Genomic DNA, 21,708 nt, shown 5'->3' with positions numbered 1-21,708 from the left:
GCGCGCGATCCTCATGCAATGCGCGCAACAAGACGGACTACTGCCCCATCTTGTAGTCGAGGAACCATTTCTTGTTGAGCGCCTCGAGCGTCCCATCCGCCTTGAGCGCCGCGATCGCGGCGTTGACCGGCTTCACCAGGTCCGACCCTTTCGGGAAGATGAAGCCGAAATCCTCGGTGCCGAGCGGTCCGCCGATCAGCTTCAGCTTGCCTTCCGAGGCGTCGACATAGCCTTTGCCGGCGGTGCCGTCGGTCAGCACGACATCGACGTCGCCGGACTTCAGCGCCTGCACCGTGGCGCCAAAGGTCTCGAACAGCTTGATGCGCGGGTTCTGCTCATTGCCGTCGAGCACGCTGTAGACGGCGGTGTAGAAGGGCGTCGTGCCGGCCTGCGCGCCGATCAGCCCGTCCTTGAAGGCGCCGAACGTCTTGGCGTCGGTGAAGCGGCTTTCGTCGCCACGCACCAGCATGAACTGTTCCGAGCGCATGTAGGGATCGGAGAAATCGACCTTCTCCTTGCGGTCGTCCTTGATGGTGATGCCGGTCATGCCGATGTTGTACTGGTTGTCGGAAACCGCCTGGATCATCGCGTCCCAGGAGGTGTTCTGGTACTCGACCTTGAAATTTAGCCGCTTGGCGATCTCGTTCATCGCGTCATATTCCCAGCCGATCTGTTTTCCCGTCTTGGCGTCGATGAACTGCAGCGGCGGATAGGCGTTTTCGGTCACCACCACCACCTTCTTGCCGCCGAGATCGGGCAACGCCTGCGCGAAGGCGGCGACGGGCGCCAGGATGAGGGCAAGCAGGCCGGCCAGCAGCAGTTTCGATTTGGTCATGACACACTCCCGGAAATTGAATGGCCCGGACATGGGCCGGGCTTGCAGGAAATCCGGCGCCGACTTTAGCTTTCCGCAAGCGCCATGCAAGACGGTCCGCTGCGTCAGCTCATGCGAAAGCGGATTCCGGTGCCTTCATTCCCCGGATTTCGGAACGATCCTTGCGGTCCCGTCAATCGTGGTCCGGCGCGGAGGCAGTGGCTTCACGCAACCCGTCGATCAGCCGGGTCAAGGTGTGATGCAGGGATTTGAGCTCGTCGTCATCGAGCGGCGAATGGCACCGCATCGCCGCCGACACCGCCTTGGCGCTCTCGCGCAGCGCCTGGCCCTGGGGCGTCGGCTCGACCAGAACCCGACGTTCGTCGGCGGGATCGCGCCGGCGCGTCACCATGCCGTTCGCCTCCAGGCGCTTGAGCAGCGGCGTCAGCGTTGCCGAATCCAGCCCCAGCGTTTCGCCAACCTCGCCGACGGTGCGTGGCGCATGCTCCCACAGCGCCAGCATGGCCAGATATTGCGGATAGGTCAGGCCGAGCGGCTCGAGCAGCGGCCGATATAGCTTCGTCATCAGCCCGCTCGCCGAATAGAGCGCGAAGCAGAGATGCTGCGCGAGCTTCGGTATCCCGGCGAAATCCGCCGGGACGTCCAGGGGCGAGAGTGTCGTTCTGGTGGTCATGCTGCCTTTGCTGGAAGCGCCTTTGCCGAAAGCGCCACCTCGATGTTGCCCTTGATGGCGTTGGAATAGGGGCAAACCTGGTGCGCCGCCGATACAAGCGCTTCCGCCGCCGCCTGATCAAGACCTTTCGTTTCGGCCGTGAGCGAGACGCCAAGCACAAAGCCACCCTGCGCGTTGGCGTGCAGGCTGACATTGGCCGTCACCGAGGCGTCCTGCAGCGGCAGCTTCTGCTTGCCGGCGATGAAGCGCATGGCGCTTTCGAAGCAGGCGGCGTAGCCGGCGGCGAAAAGCTGCTCGGGATTGGTGGCGCCGCCCTTGCCGCCAAGCTCCTTGGGCATGGCAAGGTCGAGGCTGAGCAGGCCGTCGTCGCTCTGGACATGACCGGCGCGGCCGCCGACGGCGCGGGCTTGGGTGGAATACAGTGCGGGCATTTCGCTTCTCCAGTTATCTTGTACACGATTAATTAGTGTACAAGGTAACTGGAGTCAACCAGCGATTCCGACCAGGCATGGCCTTCAAACGAAAAAAGGCGGCCGAAGCCGCCTTTTTGAACATGCTGACGAAAACCTTATTCCGCCGGGGTCGCTTCAGCGGCGGCCTTCTTCTCGGCGGCGTCCTGGGCGGCCTTCTCGACGGCCAGCGCCTCGGCGGCGGCCACCTTCTCGGCTTCGATGCGGGCCTTCTCGGCGTTCAGCGCATCGCGCTCCTCGTCGTTCAGCTTGCGGGCGCGCACGCCGGTGTTTTCCGAAATACGGGCCGACTTGCCGCGGCGATCGCGCAGGTAATAGAGCTTGGCGCGACGCACCTTGCCGCGACGCACGATCTCCACGCCTTCGACCATCGGCGAGTAGACCGGGAACACGCGCTCGACGCCTTCGCCGTAGGAGATCTTGCGGACGGTGAAATTTTCCTGGAAGCCGGAGCCGGCGCGGGCGATGACGACGCCCTCATAGGCCTGGACGCGGGTGCGGGTGCCTTCGGTCACGCGGACCTGGACGCGCACGGTGTCGCCGGGCTGGAATTCGGGAAGCTTGCGCTTGGCTTCGATCTTGGCGGCCTGTTCGGCCTCGAGCTGACGGAGGATATCCATCTCAAAAGTCCACTTCTTGTTCTTCCGACAGTCAGAGCGTCCGACACTCGCCTTGCAGTTCCATTGACCGCTCGGCTATGCCCTTTGTCCTGAGACATCGGGCAGGGGCGACTACACCGTCATTGTTGACGGGTCCGGCAGATTCTTCTTCCGGTTCGGCGGGCACATACAGCTATTTCAGCGCTTTGTCACGCCTTGGCCCGAGTCTTTTTTGCGCGCGTGCCATCATCGCAATCTTCCGGTGCGGGGTTGCGCCCACGTGCCAAGCTTCCTAAGCCGGGCCTGGCATAGTTTTCCACGGCGGCTTCCTCATGTCTTTCTTCGATGCCATCCTGCTTTTCCTCGCGGGCTTTCTGTCAGGCGCCGCCAACGCGGTCGCCGGCGGCGGCACCTTCATCACCTTCGGCGCCATGACATTGGTCGGCCTGCCGCCGATCGTCGCCAACGCCACCTCCTCGGTCACGCAATTTCCAGGCTACATCACCTCGACGCTCGCCTACTCGGACGACATCAGGCATTTCTGGCGCGGCGCGCTGCTGCTCTGCCTGATTTCGGCGGCCGGCGCGCTGGCCGGCGCGCTGATCTTGCTGGCGCTCGACAACCCGTCCTTCCGCGCCCTGGTGCCGTGGCTGCTGTTGGGCGCGACGGCGCTGTTTGCCGCCGGGCCGTGGCTGAAGCCGGCGCCAGAACCGGGGCACGAAGCGGCCGTCGGCTCGCTGGCCGGCTCCCTGGCGCAGTTCGTCACCGCCATCTATGGCGGCTTCTTTGGCGCCGGCATGGGCGTGATGATGCTGGCCACGCTCGGCCTGACCCAGGCTGGCGACTATCACCGGCTGAACGCGCTGAAGAACATGCTGGCCATCGTCATCGCCGCGGTGGCGATCGTCGTCTTCGTCTCGGGCGGCGTCGTTGCCTGGCCGCAGGCGATCATCATGATCCCGGGCGGCGCGCTCGGCGGCTATGCCGGCGTCTGGATCGCCAGGCGCGTGCCGCAGACTGTGGTGCGCGGCTTCGTCGTCGCCGTCGGCCTGTTTCTCGCCTTTTACTATTTTGCCAAAGGCTGAGCGACCAACAGGTCGGGCCGCCGCTCCTTCGTCAGCGCTTCCGACTCCGCCCGCCGCCATGCGGCGATCTTCTTGTGATTGCCGGAAATCAGCACCTCGGGAATTGGCCTTCCTTCAAATTCCTGCGGCCGCGTGTAGTGCGGATGTTCGAGCAGGCCATTCTCGAAGCTTTCCTCCTCGCCAGACACCGCGTTGCCCATGACGCCGGGCAACAGCCGTACCACCGCGTCGAGCAGAACAAGGGCCGCCGGCTCGCCGCCCGAGAGGATGAAATCGCCGATCGAGACCTCTTCCAGGTTCCGAGCTTCGATCAGCCGCTGGTCGACACCCTCGAAGCGGCCGCAGAGGATAACCGCACCCGGCCCGGCGGCCAGGTCGCGCACGCGCGCCTGTGTCAGCGGCTTGCCGCGTGGGCTCATCAACAACCGTGGCCGCGCATCGCCCGGCGGCGAGGCGTGGTCGATGGCTTTCGCCAGGACGTCGGCGCGCATCACCATGCCGGCGCCGCCGCCGGCCGGCGTGTCGTCGACGGTGCGGTGACGATCGGCGGCGAAGTCGCGGATCTGGATCGCCTCAAGCGACCATGTGCCCGCCTCCAGCGCCCGCCCGGCCAGCGACAGGCCGAGCGCGCCGGGAAACATCTCGGGATAAAGCGTCAGCACCGAGGCCTTGAACGTCACCGGTTGCCCCCGGCGTCCCTTGGTCCGCGCGGCCTACCCTTCGGGTCGAAGCCTTCTTCGCCAGGCGCATCGCCATCCTCGTCTTCAATGAGCCCGGCGGCTGCCGGATCAACGCGGACAAAACCCTCGGCGAGCGACACTTGCGGCACGGCGGCCTGCGTGAACGGGATCAGCACGCCCTTGCGCCCGCCCAGCGTCACATCGAGGATGTCGCCACCGCCGAAATTGTGCACCGCGACGACCTTGCCGATGTCAGCGCCGGTGTCGTCCCGGACCTCCAGCCCGATCAGGTCGGCATGGTAGAATTCGTCCTCCTCGTCATCGTCCGGCAGCACCGAGCGATCGACGAACAATTCCGTGCCGGCCAGCGCCTCGGCGGCGTTGCGATCGCTGATGCCTTTGAAGCGGACCACGACGACGGTGTTGGCGGGTCGGATGTCGACGATCTGGAAGGCGCGGCCATCCTTGGCGTAGAGCGGTCCATAGTCGGCCAGCGCCAGCGGCTCGCCGGTGAAGGTTTTCACCCGCAACTCGCCCTTGATGCCGTGGGCGGCGCCGATCACGGCCATCTGGACAGGGTTCTGGGGCTTGTTCATGGCATGAAATCCTTTGGCTTTGCTCTAACGCTCCCCGATTGTCATTTCAATGACGCGCTCTTCACCGCTTCCTAACCCGGCCGCAGGAAAGTGGCCGGGAATGCATGTCGCCCAAAAGTGGCTCCGGTTTTGGCGACAACGACATGCATGAGACAAAGAATGAAAGCATGTCATGCAGGAATTCCTCATCCCGGCAAAACCCGATCTGCAGGCGGCGCGCGAAAGCTGGCTGAAGATGCTGGCGCGCGAACGCCGGCTGTCGCCCGAGACCGTCGAAGCCTATGAGCGCGATACCCGCCAGTTCCTGCATTTTCTAACCGGCCATTGCGGCGGCTCGCCCGGCATTGCCGACATCGCCAATCTGCGCCCGGCCGACCTGCGCGGCTTCCTCGCTGCCCGGCGCAACGCCGGCGCCGGCGCCCGCACGCTTGGTCGCGGGCTGGCCGGCATCCGTTCGCTGTTGCGTTTCCTCGAGCGGCGCGGCCTCGTCAATGCCGCTGGCGCCACGGCCCTGCGCGCCCCGCGCCAGCCCAAGTCGCTGCCGAAACCGTTGACGGCGAGCGATGCAAAGCATGTCGTGTCCGTCGAAGGCCAACTGGCCGAGGAACCCTGGATCGCTGCTCGCAACGCCGCCGTGCTGACACTGCTCTACGGCTCGGGCCTGCGCATTTCCGAGGCGCTCGGCCTGGCCGGCGCCGATCTGGCGTCGGCGGCCGACACCGTGCTGCGGGTCACCGGCAAGGGTGGCAAGACGCGGCTGGTGCCGGTGCTGCCGGTGGCGCTGCGTGCGATTGCCGAATACAGACGGCTGTGTCCATATCATCTCGACCCGAAGGGGCTGCTATTTCGCGGCGCCCGCGGCGGTCCGCTCAACCCGGCCATCGTCCAGCGCGACATGGCGAAACTGCGCTCCGCGCTCAACCTGCCCGACACGGCGACGCCGCATGCGCTGCGCCATTCCTTCGCCACGCATCTGCTCGGCCGCGGCGGCGACCTGCGCACCATCCAGGAACTCCTGGGCCACGCCAGCCTGTCGACGACGCAGATCTACACCGGCGTCGACACCGCGAGGCTGCTCGAAATCTACGAGTCCGCCCATCCCCGCGCGTGACCGGCGGCTTCGTCCAAGACAATTTCGCCACGCAGGTTAACCGTTTCGCCGCTTTTTGATCCTAGACCAGACCATGATCCGGAAAAGTGGACCGGTTTTCGGGAAGAGATCATGGTCGAGCGCGAAAATAGAGCCATGAAACGCGTCATCGCCGTCGCCGACCGCGCGGCTCTCATCTCGCTGAAGCTGCTCGTGGCGCTCAACGTGCTTTTTTTCCTGTCCTTCCTCGCCGCCCTGCTGTTTGCAGTCGGCAGGGCGCATGCCGAAATTCCGACCTGCACCGGCGCCGACATGCTGTCGGCCCTGCAGAAGGACGATCCGGCCACCTACCGCAAGATCGAAGCCGAAGCCGCCGCCACGCCGAACGGCAAGGGCCTGCTGTGGAAGCTGGAGAGGCCGGGCGAAAAGCCGTCCTTCCTGTTTGGCACCATGCACATGACCGACCCGCGCGTGACAGCGCTGCCGCCCGCCGCGCAGACGGCCTTTGATGCCGCCGGCACCATCGTCATCGAGACCACCGACGTGCTCGACAAGCAGAAGATGATGGCTGCGATGCTCAAGGAGCCGGACCTGATGATGTTCACCGACAACACGACGCTGTCGTCGTTGCTGTCGCCGGACGATGCCGCGGCCATGAACAGCGCGCTCGACGCGCGCGGTATTCCGCCATTGACGGTCGCCAAGATGAAGCCGTGGCTGCTGTCGGCGATGCTGGCACTGCCGGCATGCGAACTCGCCCGCCAGTCGGGCGGCGCACCGGTGCTCGACGTCAAGCTGGCGGAAAGTGCCAAGGCCGCGGGCAAGCCGGTGGAAGGGTTGGAAACGGCTGCCAGCCAGCTCCGCGCCATGGCCTCCCTGCCGCTCGCCTTTCACATGAAAGGGCTCGTCGATACAGTGAAGCTTGGCGACAAGGTCAACGACGTCAACGAGACCATGATCGTGCTTTACCAGCACGGCGAGACCGGCATGTTCTGGCCGTTGTTTCGCGCCGTGCTTCCCGACGCGAAAGGCGACCAGGCCGGCAGCTACGCGGCGTTCGAGGAAACCATGATCACCAGCCGCAACAAGGTGATGGTCGACCATGCCGGACCGATCCTTGCCAAAGGCAATGCCTTCATGGCGGTCGGCGCACTGCATTTGTCCGGCCCGGACGGGCTGGTCGAGGATTTCCGCAAAGCAGGCTATACTGTCACGGCGGTGGGGCTTTAACCCTCCTTGATCAAAACCTGAGCCAGCATCGCCGGAACGATGATCCGGTGAAACGGCTTGATGATGGCGAGATACGTCCGCCCAAGCAGGTTGTGCGTCTTCACGATCGTCGACGCGGCCACCTCCTGCCGGCCCGCGCCGAGGTCGTTCACCTCCACCAGGATACGGAAATCGAGATGCAGGTCGTCCAGACCAAGGACGACCCTGCCGGGTGCCTGGCTGATGAGCGGAAATATGCCGATCCTGCGTTCCGGCGGGACGTCGGGTTCTGGCCCCGTTTTCAGCCCAAATGGCCTGACGGCGAGGTTGCGTAGCAGCATGAGCCGGCCGACCCATCGCGGTGTTCGCCCTAGGACGCGTTCTGCCGCGCCAATCGCGGTCAGTGCGAGACCATCGGTTGTCAGCACGTATCGGTCGGCGAACTGGGCGCCGGCAAGAGCCCTTTCGGAGTCGGGAAAAGTCTGTGCAGTGGGCGTCATACCGGCAAATCCCTCGCAACCGACGATAGCACCGGTCGGTTTGGCTCGCTGCGTGGCGAAACGCCGCCTGTCCGTCGGGGGCTGGTCGAGGATTTCCGCAAAGCCAGCTATACTGTGACCGCTGTCAATTGAGTCGCATGGCAGCGGGGGATCGAGGCGTCGCCTTTTCGGCGTTTTCCTCCCCTAGCGTGAAACCCATTCAACGGTTGCGCGTTGATGGCTGTTGATTGATCATTTTCATCCACGGAGGACACTTTTATGGCGAATCCATCAAACGACACTCCCAGGCCAAGTGGCGGGGGCGGCAGTCCCTGGCTGATTGCGCTGGTCGTCGTTATTCTGGCCATTGTCGCGTATTATGTTTTCGGAAGAAGCGGCGAGAATCCGGCACCCGCCGAGCCGCCCGCGGCCAGCACACCGGCCCCCGCGCCCGCGCCTGCGGAACCGATGAAGCCAGCCGAGCCGGCAAAGCCAGCCGAACCGGCTCCCGCAGCTCCGGCACCGGCGGCCCCTGCTCCGGCAGAGCCAGCCCCCGCACCGGCTCCTGCCGCACCGGCCAACTGATAGGCTCGACATCAAATACAAACGGCCCGCTGAAAAGCGGGCCGTTTTGCTTTGGGCTGAGGCTCCACGCGTTCGTCATCCTCGGGCTTGACCCGAGGAGCCATGCCGCTACCTCTGCCGAGGAATGCCGCAGGACAGAATTCTGCACCGCGGCGACGCTCTGACGTCGCGGCATGGACCCCAGGGTCTCCGTGGCGTCGCTTCGCTCCTGCTCCGCCCTGGGATGACGAAGTCGCCCTAGATATGGATCGGCTTGAAGAAGGTAGCCAGCGCGGCCTCCTTCACCGCTTCCGACATTGTCGGATGCGCGTGGCAGGTGCGGGCGAGGTCTTCCGAGGAGCCGCCGAACTCCATCAGCACCGCCGCCTCGTGGATCATTTCACCGGCGCCGAAGCCGACGATGTGCACGCCGAGCACGCGGTCGGTCGTCTTGTCTGCGAGGATCTTCACGAAGCCATCGGTGTGCAGCATGGCGCGTGCCCGGCCATTGGCGCTGAACGGGAATTTTCCCGCCTTGTAGTCGATGCCGGCCTTCTTCAGCTCTTCCTCGGTCTTGCCGACGGAGGCGATTTCCGGGCTGGTGTAGACGACGCTCGGGATGACGTCATAGTTCACGTGGCCGGCCTGGCCGGCGATGGTTTCCGCCACCGCGACGCCCTCGTCCTCGGCCTTGTGCGCCAGCATCGGCCCGGCGATGACATCGCCGATGGCGTAGATGCCTGATACATTGGTCCTGAGATGCCCGTCGGTCTTGACCCGGCCGCGCTCGTCGACCTCGACGCCGGCTTCCTTCAAGCCAAGGCTGTCGGAATAGGCGCGGCGCCCGGTGGCGATCAGCACCGCATCGGCTTCGATGGTCTCGGCGGCACCGCCCTTGACCGGCTCGAAGGTGACGGTCGCACCCTTCTTGGCCTTGGCGACACCTGTCACCTTGGCGCCGAGCTTGAACTCGAAACCCTGTTTCGACAGCAGCCGCTGGAACTGCTTGGAGACCTCGCCATCCATGCCGCCCAAAATGGTGTCGAGGAACTCGACCACGGTCACCTTGGCGCCTAGCCGTGCCCAGACCGAGCCGAGCTCAAGCCCGATGACACCACCGCCGACCACCACCAAATGGCCGGGAACTTTCTCCAGCGACAGCGCGCCGGTCGACGACACGATGACCTTCTCGTCGATGTCGACCTTGACGCCGGGAATGCCGGCGACGTCCGAACCGGTGGCGATGACGATGTTCCTGGTCTCGATCTCCTCGACCTTGCCGTCCTCGCCGGTCACCGACACCTTGCCGGCCGCAACCACCTTGCCGGTGCCGCGGAAGCTGTCGATCTTGTTCTTCTTGAACAGGAAGGCGACGCCGTTGACGTTCGACGACACCGTCGCATCCTTGTGCGCCATCATCTTCTTCAGGTTCAATTTCGGCGCGGATATCTCGACGCCTAGCGTGTCGAAGGAATGGCCGGCCTCGGCGAACATCTCGGAGGCATGGAGCAGCGCCTTCGACGGAATGCAGCCGATGTTGAGGCAGGTGCCGCCAAAGGTCGCGTTCTTCTCGACCACCGCGACCTTCAGCCCGAGCTGCGCCGCCTTGATGGCGCAGACATAGCCGCCCGGTCCCGATCCGATGATAACGACGTCATAAGCCATGATACTGTCCTTCTTGATTGGGGCTCAGCGGCCGCCGCTTACATTCAGGATCGCGCCCGTCGTATAGGACGCGGCGTCGGATAGAAGATAGAGAACCGCGCCGGCGACTTCATCCGCCGTGCCAGCTCTTTTCATCGGCAGTATGTCGCGGAACCGTTCTATCCTGTCCGGCTGCCCGCCGGAGGCGTGGATTTCGGTGTCGATGAGGCCGGGCCGCACCGCATTGACCCGGACACCTTCCAACGCCACCTCGCGGGCGAGCCCGATGGTGAAGGTGTCGATGGCGCCCTTGGAGGCGGCATAGTCGACATACTCACCCGGTGAACCCAGCACCGCCGCTGCCGACGAGATGTTGACGATCGATCCGCCCGGCCCGCCGTGGCGGGTCGACATGCGCTTGACCGCCTCGCGCGCGCAGAGGAACGAGCCGACGACATTGATGCGCATCATGCGCTCCAGTCGCGAAACATCCATCTCGTCGACACGCGCCTTGACGTCGACGATGCCGGCATTGTTGACGAAAGCATCGAGCCGGCCATAGGCGCGGTCGACGGCGCCGAACATGGCCACGACATCGGCCTCGCTACCGACATCGCCCTTGACGGCAAAAGCTTCGCCGCCGGCCGCCTCGATTTCGCTGACCAACGCGTCGGCGGCAGCCTGGTTCGAGGCGTAGTTGACCGCCACGCGGTAGCCGGCCTTCGACCCGAGCCTGCAGATCGCGGCGCCGATGCCGCGGCTGCCGCCGGTGACCAGCAGCACCTTTTGCGCCTCGCTCATTCCTGGCATCCCTTCAAGGCAAACACATCCCAAGGCACTTTCGAAAAACCGCTGCCGCCATAGGCCGAGGATTGACGCAGCGCCGGACCGAGATCCGGCAGGATCAGAGTCTTCGGCGCATCGACACCTTCGGCCGGCAGCAGCCCGATGCTGCCCTTGTCGTCCGACGTATAGATGACGCCATGCCAGGGCGTGCAGGCGGCAAGCTCTCCGCCGGTGACATCGCCCTCTGGGCATTTGTACATCAGCGCGCCGTTCGGCCGCGACACGCCTTCGTTCCACATGACGATGCCGTTCAGCACGACATTGTTGTCGAGGATCATCCGGAACGTGTTGGTGACGGTGGCCGAGGTACCGGTCGGGGCAAAATCGATCTCGCTGCCGCTCTGCGCATCGCCATAGACGGCAAGCTCGATCGGGCAGGCGGCATGGGCATTCGCCGCGGCCAGCGCCATGCCGGCCGCGATCGATGAGATCGAAAACACCTTGGAAAGGCTAAGGGAGCGAGTCGTCATTCTGCCGCGCAGATCCCTTCCTCCGGCCCCAAGCCCAACGGCCGGATCAGCACCAGACCTCAGAGATCGAGCACGAGCCGTTCGGGATCCTCCAGGCTCTCCTTGACGCGCACCAGGAAGGTCACGGCTTCCTTGCCATCGACGATGCGATGATCGTAGCTCAGCGCCAGATACATCATCGGACGGATGACAATCTGGCCGCCGACCACCACCGGCCGGTCCTGGATCTTGTGCATGCCAAGAATACCCGACTGCGGCGCGTTGAGGATCGGCGTCGACATCAGCGAGCCGTAGACGCCGCCGTTGGAAATCGTGAACGTGCCGCCTTGCATGTCGGCGACCGACAGCTTGCCGTCGCGCGCGGCGATGCCCAGCCGGCCAATATCCTTCTCGATCTCGGCGATCGACATCTGGTCGGCATTGCGCACGACAGGCACGACGAGGCCCTTTTCGGTGCCGACGGCGACGCCGATATGCGCGTAGTTCTTGAAGATGATGTCGGTGCCGTCGATCTCGGCGTTGACCGAAGGGATCTCCTTCAGCGCATGCGTCACCGCCTTGGTGAAGAAGCCCATGAAGCCGAGCTTCACGCCATGCTTCTTCTCGAACACGTCCTTGTATTTGGTCCTGAGCGCCATCACCGCTGACATGTCGACCTCGTTGAAGGTGGTCAGCATGGCGGCGGTCGACTGCGCTTCCTTGAGGCGACGCGCGATCGTCTGGCGCAGCTTGGTCATGCGCACGCGCTCCTCGCGCGACGCATCGTCGCCCGAGGACGGCGCACGGACAGTGACCGGTGCGGGCGCCGGTGCCGCCTTGGGCGTTTCGGCCGGCTGCGACGGCGCGCCCTTGGCGATCGCGTCGAGCACATCACCCTTCAGCACCTGGCCACGCTTGCCCGAACCCGAGAGCTGGTCGACCGCCAGATTGTTCTCGGCGATCAGCTTCGCCGCCGCCGGTGCCGGCGGCATGCTGCGTGCCTCGACCGCGCCGGCGTCGCCGGCGATCTTGGCGGTTTCGACTGCCGCCTGCTTGACGGTGGACGCCGCGTCGGGGCTCGAGGCCTGCGATACCGCTTGCGGCTTGGTCGCTGGTGCGGCGGCGTCCCCGCCGGCCGAAATCGAACCCAGCAATGCGCCGACGCCGACCGTCTCGCCTTCCTTGGCGGTGATTTCGCTCAGCGTCCCGGCGGCGGCGGCCGGCACCTCCACCGTCACCTTGTCGGTCTCGAGCTCGACCAGGGGCTCATCGGCGGCAATGGCGTCGCCCACCTTCTTGAACCATTTGCCGATGGTGGCTTCGGTGACGGATTCGCCGAGAGTGGGAACGCGGATTTCGGTAGCCATTGTGCCTGTCCGTTTCTTGTCGGGTTCTGTTTATTCGCCGAGCGCGTCTTCGAGCAAGGCGGCGAGCTGGGCAAGGTGCTTGGACATCAGTCCGGTCGCCGGCGAGGCTGCAGCCGGACGGCCGGTGTAGCGCACCCGCTGATGCTTGGCATCGATATGCGCCAGCACCCACTCCAGATACGGGTCGATGAACGACCAGGCGCCCATGTTCTTGGGCTCCTCCTGGCACCACACCATCTCGGCGTTGCGGAAGCGCGACAGTTCCGTGATCAGCGCCTTGGCCGGGAACGGATAGAGCTGTTCGACGCGCAGCAGGTAGATATCGTTGATGCCGCGTTTCTCGCGCTCTTCGTAGAGGTCGTAGTAGACCTTGCCCGAGCACAGCACGACGCGACGGATCTTCGAATCCTTGACCAGCTTGATCGCCTGGCCGGGAAGCAGCTGGGCGTCGTCCCACAAGAGCCGGTGGAACGAGCTCTCGCCGGAAATTTCCGGCAGCGTCGACACCGCCCGCTTGTGGCGTAGCAGCGACTTTGGCGTCATCAGGATCAGCGGCTTGCGGAAGTCCCGCTTCAACTGCCGGCGCAGGATGTGAAAGTAGTTGGCCGGCGTCGTGCAGTTGGCCACTTGCATGTTGTCTTCGGCGCAAAGCTGCAGGAAACGCTCGAGCCGCGCCGAGGAATGTTCCGGACCCTGGCCTTCATAGCCATGTGGCAGCAGGCAGACGAGGCCCGACATTCTGAGCCACTTGCGCTCGCCCGACGAGATGAACTGGTCGAACACCACCTGGGCGCCGTTGGCGAAGTCGCCGAACTGCGCTTCCCACAGCGTCAGCGCCTTCGGCTCGGCAAGGCTGTAGCCATATTCGAAGCCGAGCACCGCCTCTTCCGACAGCATCGAGTTGATGACTTCGTAGCCGGCCTGCGCGGCGGACAGGTTGTTGAGCGGGATGTAGCGGGTTTCGTCGCGCTGGTCGTAGAGCACGGAATGGCGCTGCGAGAAGGTGCCGCGTTCGGAATCCTGGCCCGACAGCCGGATCGGGTTGCCATCGAGCAGGATGGCGCCGAAGGCCAGCGCCTCGGCCGTCGACCAGTCGATGCCTTCGCCGGACTCGATTGCCTGGCGGCGGTTCTCGAGAAATCGGATGATCGTCTTGTGCGCCTCGAAATCCTTCGGCACCTCGGTCAGCTTCTTGCCGATTTCCTTCAGCGTCTTGACCGGCACGGCGGTCTTGCCGCGCCGCGTTTCGTCCTGGTTGTCGGCCGTGCGCAGGCCCGACCAGGCGCCGTCGAGCCAGTCGGCCTTGTTAGGCTTGTAGTGCTGGCCGACTTCCCACTCCGATTCCAGATGCGCCCGCCAGTCCGCCTTCATCTTGTCGAATTCGGCCTGGGTGATGTGGCCTTCGGCAATCAGGCGGTCGGCATAGATCTGCACCGTCGTCTTGTGGGTGCGGATGTTGCGATACATGATCGGCTGGGTGAAGGCCGGTTCGTCGCCCTCATTGTGGCCGAAGCGGCGGTAGCAGAACATGTCCACCACCACCGGCTTGTGGAACTTCATGCGGAATTCGATCGCCACCTTGGTGGCATGGACCACCGCTTCCGGATCGTCGCCGTTGACGTGGAAGATCGGCGCCTCGATCATCTTGGCGACGTCGGACGGATAGGGCGACGAGCGCGAGAAGCGCGGATTGGTGGTGAAGCCGATCTGGTTGTTGATGATGAAATGCAGCGTGCCGGCGACGCGGTGGCCGCGCAGGCCCGAAAGGCCGAGGATTTCGGCAATCACGCCCTGGCCGGCGAAGGCGGCGTCGCCATGCAGCAAGAGCGGCAGCACCTTGGCGCGCTCCTCCAGCGGCACGATCTCCTCGCGGCTGCGGCCAAACAGATAATCCTGCTTGGCGCGTGCCTTGCCCATCACCACCGGATCGACGATTTCCAGATGCGAGGGGTTGGCGGTCAGCGACAGATGCACCTTGTTGCCATCGAACTCGCGGTCCGACGAGGCGCCGAGATGGTACTTGACGTCGCCCGAACCTTCGACCTCGTCGGGGGCGGCCGAGCCGCCCTTGAACTCATGGAAGATGGCGCGGTGTGGCTTGGCCATCACCTGGGAAAGCACATTCAGCCGGCCGCGATGCGCCATGCCGAGCACGATCTCCTTCATGCCGAGCTGGCCGCCGCGCTTGATGATCTGCTCCAGCGCCGGGATCAACGCTTCACTGCCATCGAGGCCGAAGCGCTTGGTGCCCTTGTATTTGATGTCCGCGAACTGTTCGAAACCTTCGGATTCGATCAGCTTCTGCAGGATCGCCTTCTTGCCGGTGGCGGTGAAGGTGATCTCCTTGTCGGCGCCCTCGATGCGCGCCTGGATCCAGGCCTTTTCCTCGGGATCGGAGATGTGCATGAATTCGACGCCGAGCGTCGAGCAATAGGTGCGGGTCAGGATCTCCAGCATCTGCCGGACGGTGCCGAATTCGAGCCCGAGCACATTGTCGAGGAAGATCGGCCGGTCGTAGTCGGCGGCGGTGAAGCCGTAATTCTCCGGCGACAATTCGTTGTAGTCCTCGAGCGGCTTGGCGATGCCGAGCGGGTCGAGATTGGCGTGCAGATGGCCGCGCATGCGGTAGGCGCGGATCATCATGATTGCGCGCACCGAATCGCGCGTCGCCTGGTGCACGTCGGCGTCGGACAGGACGACACCGCTGGTGACCGCCTTGTCCTTGACCTTCTTTTCCAGGTGCTTCTCGACGATGCCCCAGTTGCCGTCGAGCGCCGACACCAACTCGCCATTGGCCTGCAGCGGCCAGGAGGGCTTGGCCCAGGAAGCGCCCTTGGCGTTCTTGCGCACGTCGCCGGCGTCGTCCTTCAGCCCGGCGAAGAACTCCTGCCATTCGGGATTGACCGAGGCGGGATCGTCCTCATAGGCGGCATAGAGCGCGTCGATGTAGTCGGCGTTGCCGCCATAGAGGAAAGACGTGAGCGAAAATTGGTCGTTGGCCTGATCTTGTCTTGCCATGTCACTTAGCGGAGCCCGTGCTCCGTCTCCTTACGTTTGCGGCATTGCCGCGATGTCGAACGGTTCACCCGTCCTTTTTCCCCTCAAGGCCAACGAACCGTCGCCAGCCTTCATTCCATTTCCGGCCCTTCGCTTTCGCTCCGGGCGCTCGAAACTCGAAAAGCCAAGCAATTGGCTTTTCGTCGGCCAGCGGCCAATCGTTTCTCACCCTTTGATCGCCTCGACCAGCGTCGTGCCGAGACGGGCCGGCGACGGCGAAACTTTTATCCCGGCCGATTCCATCGCCGCGATCTTGTCCTCGGCGCCGCCCTTGCCGCCGGAGATGACCGCGCCCGCGTGGCCCATGGTGCGGCCGGCCGGCGCTGTGCGCCCGGCGATGAAGCCGGCCATCGGCTTCTTGCGGCCACGCTTGGCTTCGTCCTTGAGGAACTGCGCGGCGTCTTCCTCGGCCGAACCGCCGATCTCGCCGATCATGATGATCGACTTGGTCTCGTCGTCGGCGAGAAACATCTCGAGCACGTCGATGAACTCGGTGCCCTTGACAGGGTCGCCGCCAATGCCGACGGCGGTGGTCTGGCCGAGGCCGACATTGGTGGTCTGGAACACAGCCTCATAGGTAAGTGTTCCAGAGCGCGAAACAACGCCGACCGAGCCCTTGCGGAAGATGTTGCCGGGCATGATGCCGATCTTGCATTCATTGGGGGTGAGCACGCCCGGGCAGTTCGGGCCGATCAGCCGCGAGGTCGAGCGGTCGAGCCTGGCTTTGACCTTGATCATGTCCATCACCGGTATGCCTTCGGTGATGCAGATGATCAGCGGGATCTCGGCCTCGATCGCTTCCAGGATCGCTTCGGCGGCACCCGCCGGCGGCACATAGACGACGGAGGCGTTGGCGCCGGTCTTCGCCTTGCCCTCGGCGACGGTGGCGAAGATCGGCAGGCTCTCGCCCTTCGAGCCGGTCCAGGTCTCGCCACCCTTCTTCGGATGGATGCCGCCGACCATCTTGGTCCCGTGATAGGCCAGCGCCTGTTCGGTATGGAACGTGCCGGTCTTGCCGGTCAGGCCCTGCACCAGCACCTTGGTGTTCTTGTCGACGAGAATGGACATGGGAGCCCTTTTTAAAAACCGTTGATCGAGGAAGGTGAAACGCGCTGGTAGACACCGCTCACCATGTCTTGCCAAATGTCGCTGCCGATCGGCTGGAATTCCAGCCGCATGCGATAGTTGCTGTCAGTATCGAAAGTGTAGGTGACACGGGCCGATCCGCGTGGCGACGACCGCACCAGGACCAATTCGCTGCCGTTCCACGCGCCGGTGGCGGGTGCGGCCGGCACAAAGCCCATCGAATCGAACTGGTGCATGGTGACGAGACTGTTCGGCTGGTCGAAACCGAAGACGTTGTGCGCGCCGAACGAAATCGTGCCATCGCGGCGCTGACGATAGCGCTGCACCACGAACAGACCGCCAAACTGTACCTCTGCCAGCACGTCCGAACTCGCTGGGCCGCGATCAGCCCATTGTGTTTCCGCCACCTCTTCCTCGCCACGCCACGCGCCGACCAGTGCCTGCAGGCGCTGGTGATCGGCCGAGAGCGAAGAGAAGGGCGCCGCGTTCATGGTCAGAGCCGCTTCAGGTTGGCGACGGTGAGGTCGCTCTTGGCATTGCCAGTGTTGAGCGTCGTCGCCGGCTCGAACATCAGCACGACAGGCTCTTCGCTCAGCGAACGCGGCCGGTGTTCGACAGCGCGCGGCACGACGATGAACTCGCCGCTGGCAAGCTCCACCGTGCCGTCGCGAAAATCGATGGCGATGCGACCGCGCAGCACGAGGAAGGCTTCGTCTTCATTATCGTGCGCATGCCAGTCGAAGACGTCGCCGAACTTGGCGATCTTGACCTGGGATTCGTTGACGTCGCCGGCGATATGCGGATCGAAGACCTTCTTGATCTTCGCATCCGCCGCCTCGACCAGGTTTATCTTGTGCGGAGGCACCAGATCAGCCCTTCACCGCCGCCACGATCTTCTTGGCTGCATCGTCGAGATCGTCGGCCGAAACCACGTTCAGGCCGCTGTCGTTGATGATCTTCTTGCCGAGCTCGGCATTGGTGCCTTCCAGGCGCACCACCAGCGGCACCGTCAGCCCGACTTCCTTGACCGCGGCAATCACGCCCTCGGCGATGATGTCGCACTTCATGATGCCGCCGAAGATGTTGATCAGGATGCCCTTGACCGCCGGATCCTTGGTGATGATCTTGAACGCCGCCGTCACTTTTTCCTTGGACGCACCACCGCCGACATCGAGGAAGTTGGCGGGCTCGGCGCCGTAGAGCTTGATGATGTCCATCGTCGCCATGGCAAGGCCCGCACCGTTGACCATGCAGCCGATATTGCCGTCGAGCGCGACATAGGCGAGGTCGTACTTCGACGCCTCGATCTCCTTCTCGTCTTCTTCGGTGGTGTCGCGCAGTTCGAGCACGTCCGGGTGGCGGAACAGCGCGTTGTTGTCGAATGACACTTTTGCGTCGAGCACGCGCAGCCGGCCGTTCTTCATGACGATCAACGGATTGACCTCGAGCAGGCTCATGTCCTTCTCGACGAAGGCCTTGTAGAGGATCGGGAACAGCGCATTGCCGTCCTTGGCAGCGTCGCCGTCGAGCTTCAGGGCGCCGTTGAGCGCCTTGAGATCGGCTGCCGTCACGCCCTTTTCCGGATCGATGGCGACGGTGATGATCTTTTCCGGCGTGTCATGCGCGACCGCCTCGATGTCCATGCCGCCTTCCGTCGAAACGACGAAGGCAACGCGGCCGACCGAGCGGTCGACCAGGATCGACAGATAGAGCTCGCGGTCGATATCGGCGCCGTCCTCGATGTAGAGGCGGTTGACCTGCTTGCCGGCCGGACCTGTCTGCTTGGTCACCAGCGTGTGGCCGAGCATCTCGTTGGCGTTGGCGACCACTTCGGCCACCGACTTCGCCAACCGCACGCCACCCTTGGCGTCGGGGCCGAGCTCCTTGAATTTGCCCTTGCCGCGGCCGCCGGCATGGATCTGGCTCTTCACCACATAGAGCGGGCCGGGCAACGCCTTGGCGGCGGCTTCCGCCTCGCTCGCCTTGAACACCGGCACGCCTTCGGCCACCGGCGCGCCAAAGCTCTTCAGCAGCGCCTTGCCCTGATATTCATGGATGTTCATATGGATTGTCTCCAGATCAACTGCTGGGGGTTCACTTCGAGGCGAGATGCGGGGCGATCTTGACGCAGGCCTCGGTCAGGCCCTGCACCGTCGCCACCGAACTGTCGAACATCTTCTGCTCGCTCTTGTTCAGGTCGATCTCGATGATGCGCTCGACGCCGCCGGCACCGATCACCACGGGAACGCCGACATAGGTGTTCTTGACGCCATACTGGCCGGAGAGGTGCGCGGCGCAGGGCAGCACGCGCTTCTTGTCCTTGAGATAGGCTTCGGCCATCGAGATCGCCGAGGCGGCCGGCGCATAATAAGCCGAACCGGTCTTGAGCAGGCCGACGATTTCGGCGCCGCCGTCGCGGGTGCGCTGGACGATCTGGTCGAGCTTTTCCTTCGAGGTCCAGCCCATCTTGACCAGGTCGGGCAGCGGGATGCCCGATACCGTCGAATAGCGGATCATCGGCACCATGGAATCGCCGTGGCCGCCGAGCACGAAGGCCGTGACGTCCTCGACCGAGACCTTGAACTCCTCGGCCAGGAAATAGCGGAAGCGCGCGCTGTCGAGCACGCCGGCCATGCCGACGACATGGCTCTTCGGCAGGCCGGAAAACTTCTGCAGCGCCCAGACCATGGCGTCGAGCGGATTGGTGATGCAGATGACGAAGGCCTTGGGCGCGTATTTCTTCAGGCCGGCGCCGACCTGTTCCATGACCTTCAGGTTGATGCCCAGGAGGTCGTCGCGGCTCATGCCCGGCTTGCGCGGCACGCCGGCGGTGACGATGCAGACGTCGGCGCCCTCGATGCCGGCATAGTCGTTGACGCCGGTCAGCCTGGAATCGAACCCGTCGACAGGCGACGACTGCGCGATATCGAGCCCCTTGCCCTGCGGGATGCCCTCGGCAATATCGAACAGCACCACGTCGCCGAGGTCCTTGAGGCCGATCATGTGTGCGAGCGTGCCGCCGATCATGCCAGAGCCGATGAGCGCTATCTTGTTGCGTGCCATGTGAGGATGTTTTCCCTTTGTCTGTGACGGCGCCATACGGCGTCGAGGAAGAGGCCGGAATGTTGCGGGGACCCGCGAGATTTCGCCGCACCCAATAGCTCCGGTGCGCGATAAATTCAAACGATTATTTTGGAGCGAGTATTTTCAATCGGTTAGACTGTTTGGGATTTACGTAAACGTCAAAATTCATAAGCCGACTTGGGAGTATTTACACGATGAAGATGGAAATCATAAGGCTTGAGGCGGGCGATGACGCCCTTGTGATGAAGGTCGCCGAGAATGTGTTCGACGCGCCGGTCAGGCCGGATCGGCTGGCTGCCTACCTCGCCGAACCCGGCCATTTCATGATCGTGGCGCTGGCCGACGGCGTGGTCGTCGGTCAATGCGCCGCGGTCCTCCATCGTCATCCAGACAAGGTGAGCGAACTCTATGTCGACGAGGTCGGCGTTTCGCCGGCCTTCCAGCGCCAGGGCATCGCGCGAAAGATGCTCGACGCGATGTTCGCGATCGGCAGGGAGCATGGCTGCGAGGAGGCCTGGGTCGGCACCGAGCCCGACAACATCGCCGCCCGTGCTCTTTACGAAGCGCGCAAGGAGCCGCATGGGCCGGCGGACGAGTTCGTCATGTATGTGTATGAGCTTTAGGCAATGGCGTCTCAGGCTTGCGCCTGCTGCGCTTCCGGCAGCGCCTTCGCCATCTGCCGCTCCGCCCAGTCTTCCAGCCAGTCGCGGCTCTGCATCTCGATCAATCGCGATGCCGTGCGCTCGAATTCGAACACCTCGACGCCCCGCTTGGCCACGTAAAGCTGCTGCGGCGGGGCCTCGGCGCTTACGACCACCCGCACATGGTGATCGTAGAGCGTGTCGATCAAAAGGATGAAGCGCTTGGCCTCGTTGCGCCTGCCTTCGCCCAGCACCGGCACGTGGTCGATGAAGATGGTCGAGAACCGGCCGGCAATGGCCAGGTAGTCGCGTGCCCCGAGCGGCTTTTCGCAAAGATCGGCGAAAGAGAAGCGTGCCGCGACGCCGGCAGAGCGCGGGATCGCCACATGCCGGCCCTTGACGGTCAGGGACGTCTCGGCCGTCGGCGCACCGTGCGTCATGGCCTGCCACGCCTCGTCGAGTGCCTGGTCGGCCGCAGCATCGGCCGGCGTGACATAGACCGGCGTGCGGGCAAGCTTTTCCAGCCGGTAGTCCTTGTCGGTGTCGAGCGACAGCACATGCGCGTGCCGCTCCAGGATGCCGATGAACGGCAGGAAAAGCTGGCGGTTCAGCCCGTCGCCATAGAGATTTTCCGGCGCCACGTTCGAGGTCGCGACCAGCACCACGCCGCTGGCGAACAGCGCCGCAAACAGCCGCGACAGGATCATCGCATCGGCAATGTCGGTGACCGAGAACTCGTCGAAGCACAGCACCCAGGCCTGCTCGGCGAGGGCCTTGGCCACGGGCGGGATCGGATCGTCCTCCTTGACGTTGCCATTCTTGCGCGCCTGCCGGTGCTTCTGGATACGGTCCTGCACATCGGCCATGAAGTCGTTGAAGTGGACACGGCGCTTGCGGCGCACCGGCAAGAGCTCGAAGAACATGTCCATCAGCATGGTCTTGCCGCGGCCGACGCCGCCATGGATGTAGAGGCCCTTGACGATCTCGCGCGTCTCGCGCTTGCGGGCAAACAGCCAGCCCAACGCACTGGATTTGTGCGCCAGCCGCTTTGCCGAGATCTCGTCGATCAGCCGGTCGAGCGCGGCGGCGATCCGTTCCTGCGCCCGGTCGCGTTCGATCGCGCCCGTCTCGACCAGATGGTCATAGCGCTGCCTGACGGTCGCATGGGTCTGGAGGCCGTCGCGCAGATGCATAGGTCACGTCGTTGTCGAGCAATCCAGGAAAAGTGGTAAGCGGTTTTCCATCCGGAATTGC

22 protein-coding genes are annotated in these 21,708 nt (G+C 64.1%); 4 read left to right on the top strand and 18 right to left on the bottom strand.

Annotated features, from left to right (window positions below):
* Nucleotides 1-37 precede the first annotated feature (37 nt).
* From BLS48_RS05770 to rplS, 4 genes are all read right to left on the bottom strand, one after another.
* Nucleotides 38-835 (bottom strand): transporter substrate-binding domain-containing protein, encoded by a 798-nt coding sequence (locus BLS48_RS05770; protein ID WP_091576030.1) that lies wholly within the window; start codon nucleotides 833-835, stop codon nucleotides 38-40.
* Between the two features lie 172 nt (nucleotides 836-1,007).
* Nucleotides 1,008-1,508 (bottom strand): MarR family winged helix-turn-helix transcriptional regulator, encoded by a 501-nt coding sequence (locus BLS48_RS05765; protein WP_091576029.1) that lies wholly within the window; start codon nucleotides 1,506-1,508, stop codon nucleotides 1,008-1,010.
* Entirely contained in the window at nucleotides 1,505-1,939 is a 435-nt protein-coding gene (locus BLS48_RS05760) for an organic hydroperoxide resistance protein (protein WP_091576028.1), read from the bottom strand. The genes BLS48_RS05765 and BLS48_RS05760 overlap by 4 nt, the downstream gene beginning before the upstream one ends.
* Before the next feature lie 137 nt (nucleotides 1,940-2,076).
* Complete coding sequence (rplS, locus tag BLS48_RS05755) at nucleotides 2,077-2,598, bottom strand: 50S ribosomal protein L19 (RefSeq protein WP_091576027.1); 522 nt, start codon at nucleotides 2,596-2,598, stop codon at nucleotides 2,077-2,079.
* A gap of 311 nt (nucleotides 2,599-2,909) precedes the next feature.
* On the opposite strand from rplS, the gene BLS48_RS05745 reads away from it, so the two are divergent.
* On the top strand, nucleotides 2,910-3,662 hold the full coding sequence (locus BLS48_RS05745) for a sulfite exporter TauE/SafE family protein (protein WP_091576026.1): 753 nt from the start codon (nucleotides 2,910-2,912) through the stop codon (nucleotides 3,660-3,662).
* Here BLS48_RS05745 and trmD read toward each other — a convergent pair.
* Both trmD and rimM read right to left on the bottom strand, forming a co-directional pair.
* Nucleotides 3,644-4,342 carry a tRNA (guanosine(37)-N1)-methyltransferase TrmD gene (trmD, locus tag BLS48_RS05740; protein ID WP_091576025.1) on the bottom strand — a complete coding sequence of 233 codons (699 nt, stop codon included), beginning with the start codon at nucleotides 4,340-4,342 and terminating at the stop codon, nucleotides 3,644-3,646. The genes BLS48_RS05745 and trmD overlap by 19 nt on opposite strands.
* The gene (rimM, locus tag BLS48_RS05735) at nucleotides 4,339-4,938 is read right to left on the bottom strand and encodes a ribosome maturation factor RimM (protein ID WP_091576024.1); all 600 of its coding nucleotides are present in this window, start codon (nucleotides 4,936-4,938) and stop codon (nucleotides 4,339-4,341) included. The genes trmD and rimM overlap by 4 nt, the downstream gene beginning before the upstream one ends.
* 172 nt (nucleotides 4,939-5,110) lie before the next feature.
* Here rimM and BLS48_RS05730 point away from each other — a divergent pair, with 172 nt between their 5' ends.
* A complete protein-coding gene (locus BLS48_RS05730) occupies nucleotides 5,111-6,049 on the top strand; it encodes a tyrosine recombinase XerC (protein WP_091576023.1) in 939 nt (312 codons plus the stop codon).
* Between the two features lie 135 nt (nucleotides 6,050-6,184).
* The gene (locus BLS48_RS05725; protein WP_091576227.1) at nucleotides 6,185-7,258 is read left to right on the top strand and encodes a TraB/GumN family protein; all 1,074 of its coding nucleotides are present in this window, start codon (nucleotides 6,185-6,187) and stop codon (nucleotides 7,256-7,258) included.
* Here the strand turns inward: BLS48_RS05725 and BLS48_RS05720 are convergent.
* The 11 genes from BLS48_RS05720 to mdh form a co-directional block, all read right to left on the bottom strand.
* A complete protein-coding gene (locus BLS48_RS05720) occupies nucleotides 7,255-7,737 on the bottom strand; it encodes a DUF2867 domain-containing protein (RefSeq protein ID WP_091576022.1) in 483 nt (160 codons plus the stop codon). The two genes, BLS48_RS05725 and BLS48_RS05720, sit on opposite strands and share 4 nt — an antisense overlap.
* Nucleotides 7,738-8,538: 801 nt before the next feature.
* On the bottom strand, nucleotides 8,539-9,945 hold the full coding sequence (gene lpdA, locus BLS48_RS05710; protein WP_091576020.1) for a dihydrolipoyl dehydrogenase: 1,407 nt from the start codon (nucleotides 9,943-9,945) through the stop codon (nucleotides 8,539-8,541).
* Between the two features lie 24 nt (nucleotides 9,946-9,969).
* Entirely contained in the window at nucleotides 9,970-10,725 is a 756-nt protein-coding gene (locus BLS48_RS05705) for an SDR family oxidoreductase (RefSeq protein WP_091576019.1), read from the bottom strand.
* The gene (locus BLS48_RS05700) at nucleotides 10,722-11,180 is read right to left on the bottom strand and encodes a hypothetical protein (RefSeq protein ID WP_425284657.1); all 459 of its coding nucleotides are present in this window, start codon (nucleotides 11,178-11,180) and stop codon (nucleotides 10,722-10,724) included. Before BLS48_RS05700 ends, BLS48_RS05705 begins: the two co-directional genes overlap by 4 nt.
* 119 nt (nucleotides 11,181-11,299) lie before the next feature.
* Nucleotides 11,300-12,586 (bottom strand): 2-oxoglutarate dehydrogenase complex dihydrolipoyllysine-residue succinyltransferase, encoded by a 1,287-nt coding sequence (odhB, locus tag BLS48_RS05695; RefSeq protein ID WP_091576017.1) that lies wholly within the window; start codon nucleotides 12,584-12,586, stop codon nucleotides 11,300-11,302.
* A gap of 30 nt (nucleotides 12,587-12,616) precedes the next feature.
* On the bottom strand, nucleotides 12,617-15,604 hold the full coding sequence (locus BLS48_RS05690; protein WP_091576016.1) for a 2-oxoglutarate dehydrogenase E1 component: 2,988 nt from the start codon (nucleotides 15,602-15,604) through the stop codon (nucleotides 12,617-12,619).
* Between the two features lie 204 nt (nucleotides 15,605-15,808).
* Nucleotides 15,809-16,711 carry a succinate--CoA ligase subunit alpha gene (sucD, locus tag BLS48_RS05685; protein WP_027031912.1) on the bottom strand — a complete coding sequence of 301 codons (903 nt, stop codon included), beginning with the start codon at nucleotides 16,709-16,711 and terminating at the stop codon, nucleotides 15,809-15,811.
* 11 nt (nucleotides 16,712-16,722) lie between these two features.
* Nucleotides 16,723-17,220 carry a DUF1579 family protein gene (locus BLS48_RS05680; protein ID WP_091576015.1) on the bottom strand — a complete coding sequence of 166 codons (498 nt, stop codon included), beginning with the start codon at nucleotides 17,218-17,220 and terminating at the stop codon, nucleotides 16,723-16,725.
* 2 nt (nucleotides 17,221-17,222) lie between these two features.
* Nucleotides 17,223-17,594 carry a cupin domain-containing protein gene (locus tag BLS48_RS05675; protein ID WP_091576014.1) on the bottom strand — a complete coding sequence of 124 codons (372 nt, stop codon included), beginning with the start codon at nucleotides 17,592-17,594 and terminating at the stop codon, nucleotides 17,223-17,225.
* Nucleotides 17,595-17,598: 4 nt separating this feature from the next.
* Nucleotides 17,599-18,792 (bottom strand): ADP-forming succinate--CoA ligase subunit beta, encoded by a 1,194-nt coding sequence (gene sucC, locus BLS48_RS05670; protein WP_091576013.1) that lies wholly within the window; start codon nucleotides 18,790-18,792, stop codon nucleotides 17,599-17,601.
* Nucleotides 18,793-18,823: 31 nt separating this feature from the next.
* On the bottom strand, nucleotides 18,824-19,792 hold the full coding sequence (mdh, locus tag BLS48_RS05665) for a malate dehydrogenase (protein WP_091576012.1): 969 nt from the start codon (nucleotides 19,790-19,792) through the stop codon (nucleotides 18,824-18,826).
* A gap of 215 nt (nucleotides 19,793-20,007) precedes the next feature.
* On the opposite strand from mdh, the gene BLS48_RS05660 reads away from it, so the two are divergent.
* A complete protein-coding gene (locus BLS48_RS05660) occupies nucleotides 20,008-20,436 on the top strand; it encodes a GNAT family N-acetyltransferase (protein WP_091576011.1) in 429 nt (142 codons plus the stop codon).
* Nucleotides 20,437-20,447: 11 nt separating this feature from the next.
* On the opposite strand, the gene zapE is transcribed toward BLS48_RS05660, so the two are convergent.
* Nucleotides 20,448-21,647: a cell division protein ZapE gene (zapE, locus tag BLS48_RS05655; protein WP_091576010.1), complete on the bottom strand. Its 1,200-nt coding sequence runs from the start codon at nucleotides 21,645-21,647 to the stop codon at nucleotides 20,448-20,450.
* Between the last annotated feature and the right edge of the window lie 61 nt (nucleotides 21,648-21,708).

Origin of the sequence: Mesorhizobium qingshengii (assembly GCF_900103325.1) — a bacterium.
Lineage (GTDB): Bacteria > Pseudomonadota > Alphaproteobacteria > Rhizobiales > Rhizobiaceae > Mesorhizobium > Mesorhizobium qingshengii.
Note: the sequence above shows the minus strand (reverse complement) of the source record. Positions and strands in the feature narration are given on the sequence as shown.